At 32.7% G+C, this 18401-nt stretch carries 23 protein-coding genes and 2 pseudogenes; 20 read left to right on the top strand and 5 right to left on the bottom strand.

The features are described 5' to 3' along the window. Positions 1-87: 87 nt before the first annotated feature. The gene (locus DN410_RS03665; protein WP_149175395.1) at positions 88-699 is read right to left on the bottom strand and encodes a hypothetical protein; all 612 of its coding nucleotides are present in this window, start codon (positions 697-699) and stop codon (positions 88-90) included. Between the two features lie 458 nt (positions 700-1157). Between DN410_RS03665 and DN410_RS03660 the strand changes: the two genes are divergently transcribed. The 6 genes from DN410_RS03660 (at position 1158) to DN410_RS28300 (ending at position 3911) form a co-directional block, all read left to right on the top strand. Then, positions 1158-1511: a hypothetical protein gene (locus tag DN410_RS03660; RefSeq protein ID WP_370456768.1), complete on the top strand. Its 354-nt coding sequence runs from the start codon at positions 1158-1160 to the stop codon at positions 1509-1511. A gap of 112 nt (positions 1512-1623) precedes the next feature. After that, positions 1624-1821 carry a hypothetical protein gene (locus DN410_RS03655; RefSeq protein ID WP_149175393.1) on the top strand — a complete coding sequence of 66 codons (198 nt, stop codon included), beginning with the start codon at positions 1624-1626 and terminating at the stop codon, positions 1819-1821. A 133-nt stretch (positions 1822-1954) separates the two neighbouring features. Then, a complete protein-coding gene (locus tag DN410_RS03650) occupies positions 1955-2185 on the top strand; it encodes a DUF3947 family protein (protein WP_149175392.1) in 231 nt (76 codons plus the stop codon). 139 nt (positions 2186-2324) lie between these two features. After that, positions 2325-2861: a C1q-like domain-containing protein gene (locus DN410_RS03645; RefSeq protein WP_149175391.1), complete on the top strand. Its 537-nt coding sequence runs from the start codon at positions 2325-2327 to the stop codon at positions 2859-2861. 96 nt (positions 2862-2957) lie between these two features. Next, entirely contained in the window at positions 2958-3569 is a 612-nt protein-coding gene (locus tag DN410_RS03640; protein ID WP_149175390.1) for a hypothetical protein, read from the top strand. Positions 3570-3788: 219 nt separating this feature from the next. Next, entirely contained in the window at positions 3789-3911 is a 123-nt protein-coding gene (locus tag DN410_RS28300) for a hypothetical protein (protein WP_255446653.1), read from the top strand. A gap of 254 nt (positions 3912-4165) precedes the next feature. On the opposite strand, the gene DN410_RS03635 is transcribed toward DN410_RS28300, so the two are convergent. Further along, the gene (locus DN410_RS03635) at positions 4166-4360 is read right to left on the bottom strand and encodes a hypothetical protein (RefSeq protein WP_149175389.1); all 195 of its coding nucleotides are present in this window, start codon (positions 4358-4360) and stop codon (positions 4166-4168) included. Positions 4361-4584: 224 nt separating this feature from the next. On the opposite strand from DN410_RS03635, the pseudogene DN410_RS03630 reads away from it, so the two are divergent. The 5 genes and pseudogenes from DN410_RS03630 to DN410_RS03610 form a co-directional block, all read left to right on the top strand. Next, a pseudogene (locus DN410_RS03630) lies at positions 4585-5151 on the top strand (glycoside hydrolase family 25 protein); the annotation flags it as partial. Between the two features lie 389 nt (positions 5152-5540). After that, the gene (locus DN410_RS03625) at positions 5541-6392 is read left to right on the top strand and encodes a peptidylprolyl isomerase PrsA (protein WP_149175388.1); all 852 of its coding nucleotides are present in this window, start codon (positions 5541-5543) and stop codon (positions 6390-6392) included. Between the two features lie 373 nt (positions 6393-6765). Then, on the top strand, positions 6766-6984 hold the full coding sequence (locus tag DN410_RS03620; protein ID WP_000864295.1) for a hypothetical protein: 219 nt from the start codon (positions 6766-6768) through the stop codon (positions 6982-6984). A gap of 242 nt (positions 6985-7226) precedes the next feature. Beyond that, positions 7227-7634, top strand: a complete 408-nt coding sequence (locus tag DN410_RS03615; protein ID WP_149175387.1) for a hypothetical protein — start codon at positions 7227-7229, stop codon at positions 7632-7634. A gap of 344 nt (positions 7635-7978) precedes the next feature. Then, positions 7979-8326 carry a YolD-like family protein gene (locus DN410_RS03610; protein ID WP_149175386.1) on the top strand — a complete coding sequence of 116 codons (348 nt, stop codon included), beginning with the start codon at positions 7979-7981 and terminating at the stop codon, positions 8324-8326. A gap of 195 nt (positions 8327-8521) precedes the next feature. Here the strand turns inward: DN410_RS03610 and gerPF are convergent, their stop codons facing one another. Then, positions 8522-8737: a spore germination protein GerPF gene (gerPF, locus tag DN410_RS03605; protein WP_001141569.1), complete on the bottom strand. Its 216-nt coding sequence runs from the start codon at positions 8735-8737 to the stop codon at positions 8522-8524. A 211-nt stretch (positions 8738-8948) separates the two neighbouring features. Between gerPF and DN410_RS03600 the strand changes: the two genes are divergently transcribed. From DN410_RS03600 to DN410_RS03585, 4 genes are all read left to right on the top strand, one after another. Continuing rightward, a complete protein-coding gene (locus DN410_RS03600; protein WP_001066875.1) occupies positions 8949-9284 on the top strand; it encodes a hypothetical protein in 336 nt (111 codons plus the stop codon). Positions 9285-9602: 318 nt separating this feature from the next. Next, on the top strand, positions 9603-10325 hold the full coding sequence (locus DN410_RS03595) for an SDR family oxidoreductase (protein WP_149175385.1): 723 nt from the start codon (positions 9603-9605) through the stop codon (positions 10323-10325). 218 nt (positions 10326-10543) lie between these two features. Next, positions 10544-11218 carry a DUF6944 family repetitive protein gene (locus DN410_RS03590; protein ID WP_149175384.1) on the top strand — a complete coding sequence of 225 codons (675 nt, stop codon included), beginning with the start codon at positions 10544-10546 and terminating at the stop codon, positions 11216-11218. 193 nt (positions 11219-11411) lie between these two features. After that, a complete protein-coding gene (locus DN410_RS03585) occupies positions 11412-11624 on the top strand; it encodes a YqaE/Pmp3 family membrane protein (RefSeq protein ID WP_000990214.1) in 213 nt (70 codons plus the stop codon). 70 nt (positions 11625-11694) lie between these two features. On the opposite strand, the gene DN410_RS03580 is transcribed toward DN410_RS03585, so the two are convergent. Beyond that, positions 11695-11904, bottom strand: a complete 210-nt coding sequence (locus DN410_RS03580; protein ID WP_149175383.1) for a KTSC domain-containing protein — start codon at positions 11902-11904, stop codon at positions 11695-11697. Between the two features lie 464 nt (positions 11905-12368). Here DN410_RS03580 and DN410_RS03575 point away from each other — a divergent pair, with 464 nt between their 5' ends. Beyond that, a complete protein-coding gene (locus tag DN410_RS03575; protein ID WP_149175382.1) occupies positions 12369-14843 on the top strand; it encodes a transglycosylase domain-containing protein in 2475 nt (824 codons plus the stop codon). 81 nt (positions 14844-14924) lie between these two features. Here the strand turns inward: DN410_RS03575 and DN410_RS03570 are convergent, their stop codons facing one another. Next, complete coding sequence (locus DN410_RS03570; RefSeq protein WP_255446662.1) at positions 14925-15158, bottom strand: hypothetical protein; 234 nt, start codon at positions 15156-15158, stop codon at positions 14925-14927. On the opposite strand from DN410_RS03570, the gene DN410_RS28295 reads away from it, so the two are divergent. The 4 genes and pseudogenes from DN410_RS28295 to mmgD all read left to right on the top strand — a co-directional run bounded on the left by DN410_RS28295 (position 15115) and on the right by mmgD (position 18379). Further along, a complete protein-coding gene (locus DN410_RS28295; RefSeq protein WP_255446664.1) occupies positions 15115-15258 on the top strand; it encodes a hypothetical protein in 144 nt (47 codons plus the stop codon). The two genes, DN410_RS03570 and DN410_RS28295, sit on opposite strands and share 44 nt — an antisense overlap. A 200-nt stretch (positions 15259-15458) precedes the next feature. Next, on the top strand, positions 15459-16604 hold the full coding sequence (locus DN410_RS03560; RefSeq protein WP_149175380.1) for an MFS transporter: 1146 nt from the start codon (positions 15459-15461) through the stop codon (positions 16602-16604). 15 nt (positions 16605-16619) lie between these two features. Further along, a pseudogene (locus tag DN410_RS28140) lies at positions 16620-16843 on the top strand (HesB/YadR/YfhF family protein). A gap of 414 nt (positions 16844-17257) precedes the next feature. Then, complete coding sequence (gene mmgD / locus DN410_RS03550) at positions 17258-18379, top strand: citrate synthase (protein ID WP_149175379.1); 1122 nt, start codon at positions 17258-17260, stop codon at positions 18377-18379. Positions 18380-18401 lie beyond the last annotated feature (22 nt).

The raw sequence follows: 18401 nt of genomic DNA, 5'->3' as shown, positions 1-18401 counted from the left end.
ATACAAGGTAAGCTTCAATGAAACGAAACGGATTGAATTTGTTCTCAAATTATACATGAACAAGGTATTGAAAGAGATGAATCGTATCTAGTCTATTTTATTCCATATATAACAAAGCTGGTTAGCTTCTGATTCAAGTGCTATTAAATGCTCATTTTTAATAGAGTTATTCGTAAACATTCTGTTTTTTTGGATGTTAAGGACTGTATAATTCACATCGTTATGTTCATTTGAAAATGTTGATTCATTTAATAATGTTAGCGTTGAGTTAATGTTGTATTTATCAATTCGCTCTCTTTTTCCTTTGAAAAATAGTTTGATAAGATGCGGCTCATCATTAATAAACAAACCGAGTTCAGGTGATGAGCGGACGATTAAATCATCTGATATCCAATGTGATTTACCTGGATCGAACCAAGAGATGTCTTTGTTTTTAATAAATTTTTTGTACTGTTTTATGACATCAATGTAGTTTTGCTTTTTCTTCTGATCAACTGTTTGTACTAATGTTTCGAAACATTCAAAAGATAGTTCATTTTGATGAAATTTAATAACAGTTTCTCGTAATTGTTTCCAGTAATCAAAAATTGGTTGGTATTCAGGTTGAGATTTTAGATTTTTTACAAAGGTTGTTTTAGCAGCACTACTTTTCAGTGTGAAGTCTAAAAATTGTGTAAGGCTCATTTTAATTTCTGCCATAGTACACTCCCTTTCTGAATTTTACCAATTCGATAATAGGAAGGAAATCCTTCCTAAAAGAGCAGCTAGCAAAAGCTAACTGCTCCACTCATGGAATATTGAGTTTTATAAAAGTCGGGATAAAATATCTTTGATTAATCCTGAAGCCCCAATGAGGAGTATCGATAGAAAAATAATTGATAATATACTTTTTCGGTCTTTTAAACTCTAGGTATAAGTTAATAATTGCACCAATTGCAACAATAATAAAGATAATGAATCTTAATGTATCTGTCATGAATAACAACCCTATAAATTACTTAATTGTATTATAAAGGGGTTTTTCTTGTGATTAGGTTGTTTGAGCAAGATTTAAGGTAATTTTAAACGAAAAATTGTATGAAAGAAGATATGTGAAAAAGGGATGGTGTAGAACTCAAGTTTTTTAAATGGAAAATAGGGATTTGCCTTAAACATTAATTGCAGTCAAGAATATTTATAACAATATGAATAAAGAAATAGGTCCAATTTTTGTAATGGTGGAGGGGATTATTGTGGACATAACTCAAAGTGTGGTAAGAATAGTGGTTAATGGGAAAGACCTTCCGTTCACTTCAGTTCAAACCTCTGCATGGAATCATGGACCTGTAAATGATTTAATCGTTTCAACAAATCAGAGAGTGAATGAGCTTTATCAATCCATGTGGTCACAAGTACCGGTTACGATTTCGGTGTATTTTCTTCAAGGGGCGGACGTAATGAGATTCGTTAGGGTAGCTGGAATTAATGAACTTGTAACGGGAGAATATACATATCATTTCATTTGGGGATAATAAGAATTACAAGTAGCCTAACAGCTGCTTTTTTATTTTGTTATTTGAAGATAATGTAGTCAAAAAAGTGTCCGAAAATTGTTTACACATAAATTCATTATGAAACTTGTAATTGAAATATGTAATTAGAGGGGGAATTGATCAAATTTATCGTATTTTATCCCGGTATTTAAATGTTGGAATTGTTATATTTAGAAGTGAAGCGGAGTTAATTTCAACTTTAGACGGGTGTAATTCAGTTAGTTCAATTTTAGGTGAAGGGGAAGTACGCGGAAATGATATGTGTGAATATTTTTTTGTTGATGTATAAATGAAACTTCTTAGTTTTGATTCATTATTAATATAATAATTGAATATAAGCTGGCGGACTAGCTTGTAGCACTCACTGAAATAAAGAAGCATATCATACTTAGTAATATTTAATATGGAAGTGGGTTGAAATAATGTTTAATTCATATTTGTTTTCTCAAACTGGCATGCGACCAGCATATGGTACGTCAATAACGTATAGCGGGGCACAAAGTACAATTCAAGCTGTTCAACAAGCACTACAAATGCAGCAAGGTGTACAACCGTATTATTCATCCGTGGAGTATTATTACCCGGTGCATCATATAACACCGTACGGAAGTTCTTTTCTTACTATTCCATACGGAACTGTATACAATTTATAAACTGTAAGGAATCTAGTTGTATATAAAAATATAAGGGTGCAAGTATAGGGCACCCTTACTAGAAAAAATATTAGCTCGTCCAAACATTACTAATCACTCTTACATAATATGCAGTAATAAACATGAAAGGGGAACTAGTATGTCTTGTTATTACTATTGTAAATATTGTAAGGAGTACAAAAAGAAACAGCATGACTGTTGTAAGAACACAAGTAAGTGCAATGACAACAAAGACAAGCTTGTAAGGGCATCTGCATTTAGAGCTAGAAATACGGTGGATCAAACGGTACCTGCTAATACTTTTGTAAAGGTATTGTTCCAAAATGAACAATTTGATTTAGCAAATGAGTATAATCCGGCAACGTCTATTTTTATTCCGAAGACTAGAGGGGTTTATTCTATTATTGGAACAATTGGTTTCTTTCCAAACAATCTCAACTTAAATTATAGAGCGCGTGTAGAAATTCGTGTGAATGGAAACGCTGCAATAGCTATAGATAATGACTTTTTTGGTCCGATAAGTTTTGGAAATGTAGTAAGTGTTTCGACGATAATTCAATTGAATGAAGGAGATCAAGTAGAGGTCTATGCGCAAAGTAGTATAGATGGGGTTTTAAGTCCTTTAGAAGATGGTGCACATTTTGAAGCTGCAAGATTTCCTTCTCCAATTAAATAATGAGTATACAGAAGATAAAAGGTAAAGCCTCATCATGAGTTTTACCTTTTATTAAAAATAGTAATAGTTTGTCCAAACAATTCTAATCTATTTTACATATTATATAATAATAAGTTTAAAGGGGGACTTACTACGTCTTATTATTACTGTAAGTATTGTAAAGAATACAAAAAGCAAAGTCATGACTGTTTTAGGAAAAATAGTCAATGTGATAGGAAGTATGTAAAAGTGAATTGTTGCGATGATAAGAAGGACGAGCTTGTAAGGGCGTCTGCATTTAGAGCTGTTAATACAATGAATCAACCTGTTTCGGCAAATACTTCTGTTAAAGTATTATTTCAAAATGAGCAATTTGATTTAGCAAATGAATATAATCCAGCTGCGTCTACTTTTATTCCGAAAACTAGAGGGGTCTATAGTGTATTGGGGAATATAACATTTTCTCCAAATGATATTACTGTGAATTACAGAGCTAGAGTTGAAATTCGTGTGAATGGAAATCCAGCAATAGCGATAGACAATGACTTTTTTGGGACAGGGGTATTTTTTAATAATGATGTCTCAGTAACTTCTATTCTTCAATTAGAAGCAGGGGATTTCGTTGAAGTATTTGCAGAGAGTAGCATTGCTGGTGTAATTGTACAAAATGTTAATGGTTTTAATACGGTTCACTTTGAGGCAGCGAGATTTCCTTCTCCAACTAAATGAAGCTGAAGATTAGATGTTTTGTAGAATGTTTTAAGACCCTCATCAAATGGTGAGGGGTTTTTATTGTTTTTCTAATATATATAAGTGAATTAATTAAATATATTGTTATTTGAGCATAATTCCGTGCTTTCAGGATCATGAAAATACAAAGTTGAAAAAAGCATTTTTGTAGAAAATTAGCTAACAAATGTAAAATGCGCTTCTAATTAAAAAAACGGTATGAATACGAATAAAGGGTTTTATTCGTATTCATACCGTTTAGGTTGCGCATTAGCATACCGTTTAGGTTGCGCATTAGCAATAGTCAATTGTAACATTCATGAAAAAATAAATGGTGAATAAGTTTATATGTACAGAGGAATATGGATGATGGTTAAACAAAAAGAGAGCATACATAAAAAGTACGCTCTAAAGAAAGATAGGTTTTATGAGTGGATAATCTCCATACGATAATATATGTGCATTTAATGAAAACGTGTAAGGAATCAATAAATTATCAATGGAATATCAAGAAATGAGTAATTAAAGCCTAGTAATGAATTGTATCCTTCAAAATTATCGAAGTATCTAAGCTGTAAAACTGTGAATTATGTGGATTAACAACGGGATAGGGATTGTACTTCGATTTCATCTTTCTTATAGTCTGGGTATTGAGTGATAGTTTGGCATTTAGGGATGCGAAGTTGATTAATTATAGAAACATTTGTAATTACTTCATTACAAGGACCGAAAAATGTAACTTTTAGTTTTGAATTCGGTGGAACTTTGAATACGATAGGTTTTTTTTCCATGAAATCAGCTCCTAATATTGAGTGTGATATATGATTCAGGTGAATAGGTGTATTAATATAATATGTAATTTTAGTAAAGTTGATTGTAATAATGTGAAAAGGATATATTTTTGAAAAAAATAATAATGATTCTCCTTATTTACATAATAGACTGCTAGCTTTAGGCATATGGGACTTACAATAAAAAAAGCTTTGAATATGATAATAAAAAGGAGTTGAATTGAATGGGTTTTATTGTAGATGTTTCAAAATGGAACGGAACTATTAATTGGGATATTGCAGCACCTCAGCTAGATTTAGTTATTGCTAGAGTTCAAGATGGCTCAAACACGGTGGATTTTATGTATCCAAGCTATGTGAATGAAATGAAAAAGCGCAGTATTCCATTTGGTAATTATGCATTTTGCCGTTTTATATCTATTGCTGACGCAAAGAAAGAAGCGCAAGATTTTTGGAATCGTGGTGATAAATCTGCTAAGTTTTGGGTGGCGGATGTAGAAGTTCAAACGATGGTAGATATGCAAGGGGGAACTCAAGCATTTATAGATGAATTACGTCGTTTAGGTGCGGAAAAAGTAGGGTTATATGTAGGGCATCACACGTATGTATCATTTGGAGCACGAAATATTGAGGCTGATTTCGTTTGGATTCCTCGTTATGGAGGAAATAAGCCAGCATACCCATGTGATATTTGGCAATATACGGATTCTGGAAATGTTTCTGGTATTGGAAAATGTGATGTAAATCAATTAATAGGAAACAAGTCACTTTCTTGGTTTATAGATTCGAATTAAGTAAATCAAACTAGCATAGTGGACATGCAGTAGTCAAGCAATATTATGTTGGGAACAGAGCGAATTACTAGGAAGAGCCTGAATGTATGAATAATAAGGGGAGTAGCTGGATCAAAATCATTCCGTGTGTGTGAAAGAAGAAAAAGAAGGTGAATATAAGGCAAAAGCATTGGATACTAGAAACACATTTTTTCAGTCAGTAATTAAATGTGTTTTAATGTATACGTAAATAGTCTTCTTAGTAATAAAATAGGAAGACTATTAACATTAGAAGGTAAAAGAGCATATTCGATTCAAATGAAATGAATTACATGTAGAAAACACACTGTTTTCACAATAGCAGTGTATAGTTACTTTTACATATTGATAAAAGTGAGGTATTTGAATTGAAAAAGAAAAAGCTATTTTTGGGAACGATTATTTCATGCGTAGTGTTGGCATTATCTGCATGTGGTTCCTCTGACAACGTAGTAACATCAAAAGTAGGAAACATTTCAGAGAAAGAGTTAAGTAAAGAGTTGCATGAAAAATATGGTGAAAGTACTTTATATCAAATGATGTTAAGTAAGGCACTGCTAGATAAATATAAAGTTTCAGATGAAGAAGCACAAAAGAAAGTAGAAGAAGCGAAAGAGAAAATGGGCGACAACTTTAAATCGACTTTAGAGCAATTAGGATTGAAAAATGAAGATGAATTAAAAGAGAAAATGAAGCCAGAAATTGCATTTGAGAAAGCGATTAAAGAGACTGTTACAGAAAAAGATGTAAAAGAGAACTATAAACCAGAAATGAAGGTAAGTCACATACTAGTAAAAGATGAAAAGACTGCTAAAGAAGTGAAAGAAAAGGTAAATAATGGTGAAGATTTTGCTGCTTTAGCGAAGCAATATTCAGAAGATACCGGTTCAAAAGAACAGGGCGGGGAAATACCTGGTTTTGCTCCTGGACAAACAGTGAAAGAATTTGAGGAAGCTGCGTATAAATTAGATGCAGGACAAGTAAGTGAGCCAATTAAAACTACTTACGGTTACCATATTATTAAAGCGACTGATAAAAAAGAATTGAAGCCGTTTGATGAAGTAAAGGGTGAAATCCGTAAAGATTTAGAAGAACAAAGATTACAAGATACGACAGGTAAATGGAAACAACAAGTAGTCACTGATTTATTGAAAGCTGCTGATATTAAGGTAAATGATAAGGAATTTAAAGATACATTTGAATTTCTAGAAAAGAAATAAATTAGAAAAGGGAACTCATATAGAGTTCCCTTTTCTAATTAGTGTGTGAGTTATAAATAGATAGTAAGACAATACAATATTACATTTTAATATTAAGAATTACAATGTAAAATTATGGATATAAATAAAGGGGAGAAAATAATTGTTTTATAGATTGTTGGTATTATAATGTTTTAGTTAATTAATTTTATTAAATATAAATCAAATATATTAATTTTCTTGAAGTGGATAAACATTATTTGAAGAATAATACATATAATTGTATTGAAAAAATATTGCCGTTATAGGAAATGACAAGCTGAGCATTCTATGAAAAAGAATGCTTATTTTTAATTCAACTAGTTATTAAATAAATTAAGCTAGGAGAGATATTATGAAAGTCATTTTTCAAAGAGAAGGCGGAGGGAAAGTTTTTGAATCTTATGATGAAAATATAAGTGATTTAATGGTGATATTAAAAGAAACGAAAGGGATAAAAATCGGGATGGTTGAATATGAAGTGGTAAAATATAAACTGGAGTATTTTCGTCATCCGAAAAAAGCAGAAACAGAGAGAGAGTTACATATAATAATACAGCCTAAACATATTTAATCGAGTATGTACGAAAAGAGAGTGTTGCTATTGCTCTCTTTTCATAGAAACTTATAAAGAATCGATTTTGTTACGTTATAAGTTTCTTAAGTTTTGTGAGTTCGTTCATTATAATATATGTGTTTGTGTAAGGATGGTTAATACAAAAAGATCAAAACTTTGTAGTATAGGCAGGGACTTTATATTTAAGTAAATAAATATATTAGAAAATAGTTTTTTAAGGAATATTGGAGGGGCAAAAAATGAGTTTAGCAAGTTATATAGGCTGTAACGTTAAAATTCCGTTAACTGATCCAGATTCTAATAATCTAATTGTTTTTGGACCATGTTTTTCAGATGATAGTGCACTTGAAGTTGTGCAAGAATTTCAGTTCCAAACAAATTATACGTATGAAGTTTCATCTGGTTGGGGAATTGAAATAGTTGAGTGGCAAACATTAAAGGAGAAGCAAGAAGCTAAAGAAAAGCTTTTAACTTTACGCTCGATTATGGAAGGATATTCAAATGAGGGGGAATATTTTGAATTATTTAGTTGTTGGGTTGGTGATGAAGATCAGGAACGAGTAGGAGATTTGAAATTGAAAATAAATCATTTTAGTATAGATGAAATTTGTATTCCAGAAAGAACACTAGTTAGGATAGAAAAATAAATGTTGATAACATCAAGTATTAGAAAAAGCGATTTCACACTGAGTGAAGTCGCTTTTGTCGTTATTACATGTACTTAATTTGGGGAGTGGAAAAATTTTGTTTGAAAAAGGAAAATGAAACGAAGGGTATAAGTATAATTCCATGATAAAAATTATATTTAATAAAAAAATATAAGCATGCCTCTTCTCAAAAGAATATATGTTCGTGTATAATTAGAACAAACGTTCCTTGCGTAAGGACGTTTTATAATTTAGAAATACATACAATCTTAGTAATTACGAAAAAATGATTGAGGAACAATATATTTGAAATAGAATAGATAAATGATCAAGGAGATAAAGAAATGAATGAAGTAAAGGTGCAGAAAGAAAAAAGAGAGTGGGTTCCATTTACAGTCATGTCGGAACAATTGTTAAGTGTGCGAAAGATTATTGGCGAGAAACTAAAAGTAAAAAAGCCGGTTTTAACAAACGAAGCGAAAGAAAAAATTTCTGATGAATTGTTAACTTCATTATTGTCTGAGAAAGAGATGTTGGTTACATATTTTGAAGATGGTTACATATTAACAAGCTATATGACAGTCGTACATATAAATCCGGTCAAGCAGATTGTAATATGTACAGACGCTTTTTATAAAACGTATGTATTTAATGGTACGGATATTATTAACGTGCAAGAAGTTGAAATGTAATATTTAATTTTTTGTTGATGAATAAGGAAAAAAGAAAAAATTATACGAAAAAGCAGCTAGCTTCATACTAGCTGCTGAGCCCCAGGGAAAGGGAGAAAAGATAGGGTACTCCAAAAATCAACAATAGCTGTATAACAGCCTGATTATAGTATAGACAAATTTAAAAATCCTAAACAAAATGATGAAAATATAGCGTTAGGCGGTGCCTACTTGGTTTTGATCTGCAAGGTCAGAATCAAACGTATTAGTCGCACTAACACCGCTAAAAGTATTAACGACAAAACCAACATTCGATGCGCCAGATCCATTATAAGCTTTCGTATTTTCTTTCGGAGAAACGTTATAGAAATCACCTAAGTTAAATGAACCGTTACTATTTTGTACAACTAAATTCCCTACAACTGATGGCATAATTTTCACCTGCTTTACAATTGATTGTTAACAATAATATATGGAGCTATAGTCCAAATGGTTCATTTAACAAAAATTGTGGAATAGTAAAACATTTGAATTACCGTTTAATCCTTTTATAAAAGTGTGTTAAAATTAATGTAAGGTTAAGTAATTCAAAGATTAAATTTGTATAATTAATATATACGAAAACAAAAGGAGGCAAAATGTTATGAATAATGTTATAAAAAAAGTGGATTTAACAGATGCAAAATCAAGTCCTCTTGTTGCGCTTATTTATAGCAATGAAGTTATATTGGTTGAAGAAGCATTTTGTCCAAATGAAATAAAATTAAAGTTTAATGAAATAGCGATTTTATCGGCAATTAAAACAGCACATATTACGAAAGTATCTATTAGGAAAGATCTCGAAGTGATTTTTCATGATACTGGTGTTTTATTAGTGAAGCAAAATGTTGATTATAGTAGTAATCAATCTATTACCATGCATTTTGAGCAATTCAAAAAGTTACAAAATGAAATTGAGTATTTACATAAAAGTATGTAAATAGGTTAGATGAAGATTCTTGTATGACAGTGGACTGTTTTGTGTTGGGGATTTTTGGGGTGAATCGTACTATAAACATAAATATAGTTTTATTAAGATGCAAGATAACGAGGTTTTTAAACTGATATATTAGGTGTAGCTCGCATTTTTCAGTGTGAGAAATGTGGGGGAATTAAAAGTAATATTGAATTTATGGATATATAAACAGGAGTAACCACTATGGTTATTCTTTTTTTTTACAATCTCAAAGATGCTACTAAAGTATGAAGTGAGTTGATACTTTAGTAAATGGCTGAATGAAAGTGAAGAGAGTAAAATATGGAAAGGGAGGCGGGGGAATTGAAGCAAAACGAAATTAGGAAACTTGTAATAATTACAGGAGTGACGCAAGGGTTAGGACGCGTAATGGTTGAAAGATTTCACGAATTGGGATGGAATATATGTGGATGTGGACGTTCAAAAGATAAAATTGAAGAACTAAAAAAATATTACGGTAATACACATGATTTTCAAATCATTGATGTTTCAGATTCTCAGCAAGTTAGTAGTTGGGCAAGTTATGTACTTCATAAATATAGGACCCCCGATTTGTTAATAAATAATGCATCAATTGTTAATCAAAATGCACCAATTTGGAAAGTTACAGCTAGTGAATTTGATAATGTAATGAATATAAACGTTAATGGTGTAGTAAATGTAATAAGAGCATTTGTCCCAGCGATGGTAGCTAGGAAAGAAGGGATTATTATTAATATGAGTTCTAGTTGGGGCAGAGAAGGTGAGGCTGAGCTTGCACCGTACTGTGCCTCAAAGTTTGCAATTGAAGGTATTACGAAATCTATGGCACTGGAATTGCCTCGTGGAATGGCTGTTGTCGCTTTAGATCCAGGAGGAAGCATTAAGACCCCGATGCTGTATTCATGTGCACCACAATATGTAAATGAATCACCTACACCTGAAATGTGGTCACATAAAGCAATTCAATATATATTAAATATAACATTAGACAACAATGGGGATTCATTGACGTGCCCAGGATAGCATCAAAAATAAGTATATATTGAATGATATAAATGTTTTTAACTGCTTATATTTTCATTGAGAAATGTGTTGATAAAAAAGTACCGTAAAGGTGCTTTTTTTGTATAATTAACACACTATAGAATGCACAAAATTACATGTGCAAAATAAAATAAGAGATTAAGGGCGACATTTGTTTACTTCGAAAGCAGTAGAAAATTTTGGTACGGGTGATAAAAATGAATCTGCGCAGTTTAAAAGTGACAGGGGCATGGTTTCAAGTAGGTGGAAATCTTACAGCGGCTATCGGAACAACAAGAGGATTTAATGGAGAAGAAAAAATTGAATCGGATCTTGTTATTGTAGGAAGCTCATTACAAGCCCTTGGATATATATTGCAAATGGTGGAAATTAATTGTAGTGAAGATGAAGGGGAAAAAGAAAATCAAAATATAGGTTTGGAAAATAGAAGTAAAATACTTGATAAAATGGGAATTGAATTATTAGCATTAGGAAATATATCGAATGTAATCGGAACGTATTTTAATATAAACGAACAACTGAAAGAGAATGATTATCTTATAATAGTCGGGAACAGTTTACAATCAATTGGTGCTTTTTTAGGAGTAGAAGCAGCATTGATGGAGAGAAAAGCTATACAAAGAATCATTATTCTAGGCAATTCTATGCAAAGTTTGGGGGCTGGGCTTCAAGCGTATCAGGGCATTATTAATTTATCAAAGGATGAAGTTGAAAATGAAGACAGTATTATGGATAAGAAGAATGAGAGGATAATAGCACTCATTGGTATTTGGATACAAGCAATCGGAACTGTTATTTCTGCAATTGGATTAACTATAATAGAGGGAGAAGAGAGTGTGGAAAACAATCAAGGTGTTAAAATATCCATTTAAAGAAAGTATGTAAAATTTCAGTTTTACGACGGGATAAAATTGATGTAGTAGGTTTTTCTTTCATATGAATAGAATATATACCAGTAAAGAAGTTTTTAATTTTTTTGATATGTATGAAATACCCAAATAATCGGGTTGGTTAGTGCATGAAAAGAAGAGAAATAAAAAATATAAAACAAGGAGTTTTCAAGTGATGATGTATTTGCTAGCAATTTTTCTTCCACCTGTAGCGGTATTATTTTGCGGAAAGCCATTTCAAGCAATAATAAATTTCATATTAACATTAATATTTTGGGTACCAGGAGTTATACATGCAATTTTTGTTGTACATGAAAAAAAAGCCGATCGGCGTTTGAAAAAACAAATTCAAGCATATGATGAGATTAATAGGAGAAATAGAAGGTAACCAGTTCGTGAAAATCTTTTTAAAAGAAAGGGGGAATTCTCCTCCTTTCTTTTTTATATGGTGTTTAAGTTTAAATTTTTGTGTAGCGGTAAGAATTTTTAATATAAGTATTATGATAATAACTTTTGGAATGTGCGTTTAATAAACCGTTGTAAATATTTTCTGGTACGTTAAAGAAATCATACATACCATTCTTAAGTTGAATTCTTAAAATCATAGATAAAGGATTATAGCCAACAGCAACTATACTTTTTGAGATAATGGGAGATAACTTCATCATTACGCAACTCCTTACTTTTCATTTTTGTTGATCTCTTGTAAATATTGGGATTGTGGTATTGAAATTGTAATAATTAAAGAGGTATTATACTTATATGCAATATATTAAATGTTCGTTATACGTAATTATAAGGAAGTTCACACGAAGTACATATCGTTGTGCTATTTTTATTTCACCTTTGATTTATAAATAAGAAAATATTGACCATTTGAAAAAAAGGTTTATTATTTATACGAGGTATTAAAAATTCACTTTTTACATTCTATGCTTGAAGGGGCAGCATTATTAGGAAAAATAGAAGTGAAAATAGCTTGTATAAGAAGTATTCTAAAAGTTATAATCTGTGAATTGGGAAAATATTGAATGCTCCAGGTCAATGTGCTTTCTGAATTAAATTTTTTAGAAAGTAACCTCAATATTTTCAAGTAAATCAACGGGAGAATTGAAAGGCAGGAGAAAGTAACATGTCAGAAAATTATCGTTCTCGAGAGGAGCGACGACAAGTTAAAAAGAAAAAACAGCCAGCTTCTAAAAATCAAAAACCAAAAGGTAAAACATCATTTTTTCGTAAGTTTTTAATTAGTTGTTTATTGCTTGGTATTATTGGTTTAGTGGCGGGGGTTGCTACCTTTTTCGTAATGATTAAGGACGCACCAAAACTTGAGAAAGCAAAACTTGTTAATCCGTTATCCTCAAAAATTTATGATAAAAATGGCGATTTGGTATATGAATATGGGAAAGAAAAAAGGACGAATGTAACGTATGATCAAATTCCTAAATTGGTAGAAAACGCCTTTTTAGCGACAGAAGATGCTCGTTTTTATGAGCATAGTGGCGTGGACTATAAAGGTACTGCACGTGCGGTGTTAGTTAGTCTTAAAGGAGATTATGGTTCTCAAGGTGGAAGTACGATAACGCAGCAGGTTATTAAGAATTACTTCTTATCTATGGATAAAACACCAAAGCGTAAGGCACAAGAAGTATACTTAGCGTATAAGCTAGAACAGCAGTATTCAAAACATGAAATATTAGAAATGTACTTAAATAAAATAAATCTAGGAAATCGTTCATATGGAATCGCAACGGCAGCGCAAAACTACTATGATAAAGAATTAAAAGAGTTAACATTGCCAGAGGTTGCGATGCTTGCAGGTTTACCGAAAGCACCAAACAATTACGATCCAACGAAACCAGAAAATGTTCAAAGGGCAACAGAAAGAAGAAATGTAGTTCTAGGCTTAATGAATCGACATGGTTTTATTACAAAAGAAGAAATGGAAAAAGCATCAAAAGTTCCAGTAACAGATGGACTTAAGCCAGCAACTGAACTACAAGCAATGCCACATACTGCATTTATGGATGCAGTAGTGAAAGAAGTAGAAAAGGAAATACCAGATGTAAATATTGGATCTGATGGTTTAGAAATTTATACAACATTAGACCCGAAAGCACAGCAATTAGCTGATAATATTTTGAATACAAATATTATTAATTATCCAAATGAGAAATTCCAAGGGGCTTTCACATTTATGGATACGAAAACAGGAGAAGTTCGTGCTATAGGTAGTGGACGCGGTGAAAATAAAGCAGTATTTAAAGGGCATAATATGGCGATTGAATTAGATCGTGCAGCTGGTTCGACAATGAAGCCAATCTATGATTATGGCCCTGCTATTGAATATTTAAAATGGGCTACATATCATCAAATTGATGATTCTCCATTTAAATACTCAACTGGACAAGAAGTTAGGAATGCAGACAGAAGTCATTTAGGCCCAATTACAATGCGTGAAGCATTAAAAATGTCGCGAAATGTTCCGGCAATTAAAACTGCAAAAGAAGTCGGAAGCAGTAAATCAAAAGACTTCTCCGAGAAATTAGGTATCCCATTAAAGAAAACACCGGATGAATCTACAGCTATTGGTACGAATGAAGTATCGCCAACTGAAATAGCAGGTGCTTATGCGGCGTTTGGTAATGATGGTAAGTATACGAAGCCACATTTCGTTAAGAAAGTAGTTTATCCAGATGGTAAGTCACAAAGCTTTGGACAAAAACCAAAACAAGTTATGTCAGATTATACAGCGTATATGATTACCGATATGCTTCGTTCTGTAGTTACGTCAGGTACTGGTACAGCAGCAAATATAAGTTCTTTAGATGTAGCTGGTAAAACAGGTACAACGAACTATGATCCAAGACAATTAGCGAAATATAACATTCCAGAAAGTGCAACTCGTGATAGTTGGTTTGCAGGTTATACGCCGCAATATACGATGGCAGTATGGACTGGATATATGAAAGATGGTAAAGAAGAGTATATTAGTAGTAAAAATACGAAAATTGCTCAGTTGATCTTTAAAGAAATGATGAGCGAGATGGCTACAGATAAATCACGCTTTAAAATGCCAAGTAGTGTTATTCAAGAAGGTAGTGAATTGCGTATAAAAGGTGAGAAACGTGATTCCTCTCCAAATACGAGCGTACCGGATACAACGGAACAACCAAAGCAAGATCAACAGCAAAAAACTGAAGAAGAGAAAAAGCAAGAAGAATTAAAGAAACAGGAAGAACAAAAGAAACAAGAAGAGCAAAGTAAGCAAGAAGAACAAAAGAAACAGGAAGAATTAAAGAAACAAGAAGAACAAAAGAAACAAAATGAACAAAATCAAGGAAATACAACACCGCCGAATAACGAAGGAAATCAAGGAAATACAACACCGCCGAATAACGGAGGAAATCAAGGAAATACAACACCGCCGAATAACGGAGGAAATCAAGGGAATACAACGCCGCCGAATAGCGGAGGAAATCAAGGGAATACAACGCCGCCAAATAGCGGAGGAGGCCAAGGGAATACAAACCCAACTCCACCAGCGACAACCCCACCGAATAGTGGTGGGAATGCAGGAGAGGTTCCTGTCAATAATGGACAATAAATAATGCATTTAAAAGCACCAAAGATACCGGGAAAAACGGTTTCTTTGGTGCTTTTTGTATTATAACGAGTTACATTATTTTTAAATGTTAAACGTACCATAGAAATTTTGAAAATAAATGGATGGAAAATGATAAAAGACTTGAGCTGGGGGGAGTGGAGCATAACTAGGGTGATAAAAGGTAGTACTACTTGGATGCGTACCATGATGCCAAAATGAGGGGGTGACTTGCCCCGGTAATTGGTATTGTTGCCAAGTTGCGGGAAGTTCAATGCCAACATCGGAACTTCCTGTATGGATGGCGGGAACGTGTATGGAGGGGACAGAAGGAACAGACGGAACAGACGGAACCGCAGCAGTTATTCTTAATGGTAGTTTCATGAAACGATCACTCCTAAGTTCAATAATAAAATAGTATATTCTTTTTGAATGTATAAAGGTACATATACAGGACTTTCGTTTAAAACATAAGTACAAAGTCGTAAGACCAATCTAGATTGGTAGTAGACCATTTATTAAGAAAAGATACGTCTATTTGCTGAGGGAAAAGAGATGGAGAAAATATAAAATAAAGATGTTAATCGCAATGTTTTACGTATTTATGGAGGTGTTTTTATGGAACGATTATGGACGAGATCATTTATTCAAATGACTTTCGCGATGTTATTTTTATTTACAGGGTTTTATTTACTTGTTCCAACGCTGCCTCTTTTTATTAAAGAGATTGGTGGAAATGAATCACAAGTTGGACTCATGATGGGAATATTTACAATAGCGGCAGTCGTAATACGTCCAATTATTGGAGGTATGTTAGATCTATATGGTAGGAGATCATTTATTATTTTCGGACTGATCTTTTTTGGAATAACGATGTATTCTTATAATTTAGCATCGTCTATTATTCTTTTAGCTTTTTTACGTGTAATTCACGGGATGACATGGGCTGTTTCTACAACAGCTGTAGGAACAGCAATAACTGATATTATTCCAGACTCACGACGCGGAGAAGGTATGGGCTGGTACGGGATGGCGATGACAATTGCAATGGCAATCGGCCCAATGATTGGATTATCGGTTGTACAAAATTATTCATTTCACGGCCTATTCTTGTTAGCAACTATTTTATCATTTATGGCAGTCGTATTATCGTTAATGACGAAAATGCCATTCACGCGACAAAAAGAAAAAGGTAAAATTCAGCTGTTTGAAAAATCCGTTTTATCAATTACAATTGTTGTTTTCTTTTTATCGTTTGCATATGGGGGTATTACAACGTTTTTACCGCTATTTGCATCATCCATTGAGGTGAATCCTGGAACGTTCTTTCTTGTATATGCAATTGCTTTAACCATTGTAAGACCAATTTTAGGTAAATTATTAGATAAATATGGAGAAGTATTTATCATACTCCCAGCGCTATGTATTACCATTTTAGCTATAGTTGTATTAACTATTTCAAATAGTTTAATGGGTGTAATTATCGCGGCGGCATTATACGGTGTTGGATTCGGTTCAGCACAGCCTGCTTTGCAAGCAGCGATGCTTACAATTGTTTCTCCGAGTAAAAGAGGAGTTGCTAATGCTTCATTCTTTACTGCATTTGATTTAGGTATTGGATTAGGTGCAATTTTACTTGGATTTGTTTCACAAATATTTGGTTACCGTATTTTATTCACGGGTAGTGCAATTTCAGGATTAATAGCTTTGGTTATATTTGTGATTTTTGTGAAGCAGCGATTAGGAAAAAGGGATTTTGCCTAATCAGTAGGAGCAGAGATGAAAATTTCACTTGATCATGATACTCTACAATGGTTTAAGGAAGAATTGCTTAAAAAGCATGATGAATCTATTTGATTTACTGTAAGATACGGAGGATACAATTAGCGAAATAGTGTCGATTGAGAAAGATGGTATATTGTTTTTTGGATGTTGATGAACTTTGGTACTTCCAAAACTATAATTTCGTTGTTAGCTATCGTAAAGAAACGAAAGAAAATTAATTTAATTATGTAAAATAATAACTTTACTAAAAATGAATAAGTTTTATATAAGAATTATATTTATGGGATAGTGAAATAAATATTATATAAAAACGAGCTGTATATGTGTACAGCTCGTTTTTTCTATTTCACAAATAATTTTGGGAGAATGATATATTTGGCGGGATTACATGAATCATCTTTATATTTTGTTTTGAAAATAAATATAAAGAAGTCTGTCCTTTCTTTCAAAAATATGAAAACTATTTTTAAAAAGTGCTATTGTTACATCGGTAAAAGTATAGGAAACTTATCATTATAAAATAAATTGAAATCTTCTAAAAACTCTGATACATTGAAATAGAAATGTAGTTTCACAGTTTTGTAAAGGCTTACAGTTATGTGCACGAAGATCTATTAGGATTGGAGGAAATAATGATGAAAGCTGAAGAAAAATTTTCCCCGGGATTAGATGGTATAGTAGCAGCGGAGACGAAGATTTCGTTTCTCGACACAGTAAAAGGTGAAATTGTAATTCAAGGGTATGATTTAATTGAACTCTCAAAAACAAAAGAGTATTTAGACATTGTGCACCTTTTATTGGAAGAACATCTACCAAATGAAGATGAAAAAGCAACACTTGAAAAGAAATTAAAAGAAGAATACGAGGTACCAGAAGGTGTATTCAACGTCCTAAAGGCATTACCTAAAGAAACACACCCTATGGATGGGTTACGTACAGGTGTGTCCGCATTAGCTGGTTACGATAATGATATCGAAAACCGCTCTTTAGAAGTGAATAAAAGCCGAGGGTACAAGCTATTAAGTAAAGTACCGAACATTGTAGCAAATAGCTATCATATTTTAAATAATGAGGATCCAATTGAACCTCTTAAGGAATTATCATATAGCGCGAATTTCTTCTATATGTTAACAGGTAAAAAACCAACTGAACTTGAGGAGAAGATCTTTGATCGTTCCCTTGTTTTATATAGTGAACATGAAATGCCAAACTCTACATTTACAGCGCGCGTTATTGCATCTACGCAATCCGACTTATATGGTGCTCTAACAGGTGCAGTTGCATCACTAAAAGGAAGCTTACATGGCGGTGCAAATGAAGCGGTTATGTACATGCTTTTAGAAGCTGGTAATGTTGAGAAGTTTGAAGAGTTGTTACAGAAGAAATTATATAACAAAGAAAAAATTATGGGCTTTGGACACCGTGTTTATATGAAGAAAATGGATCCAAGAGCACTTATGATGAAGGAAGCTTTAAAGCAGTTATGTGATGTAAAAGGTGATTATACACTATATGAAATGTGTGAAGCTGGAGAAAAGATTATGGAGAAGGAGAAAGGAATTTATCCGAACCTTGATTATTATGCAGCTCCAGTATATTGGATGCTTGGTATTCCAATTCAACTTTACACACCAATCTTCTTTAGCTCTAGAACAGTAGGACTATGTGCGCACGTGATTGAGCAACATGCAAATAATCGATTGTTCCGTCCACGTGTAAATTATATTGGCGAGCGACATGTGCTTAGTAAATAAGAACAACTGGGGAGTTGTTAGC

Source organism: Bacillus sp. SH5-2, assembly GCF_008368905.1.
Classification (GTDB): Bacteria; Bacillota; Bacilli; order Bacillales; family Bacillaceae_G; genus Bacillus_A; species Bacillus_A luti.
Note: the sequence above shows the minus strand (reverse complement) of the source record. Positions and strands in the feature narration are given on the sequence as shown.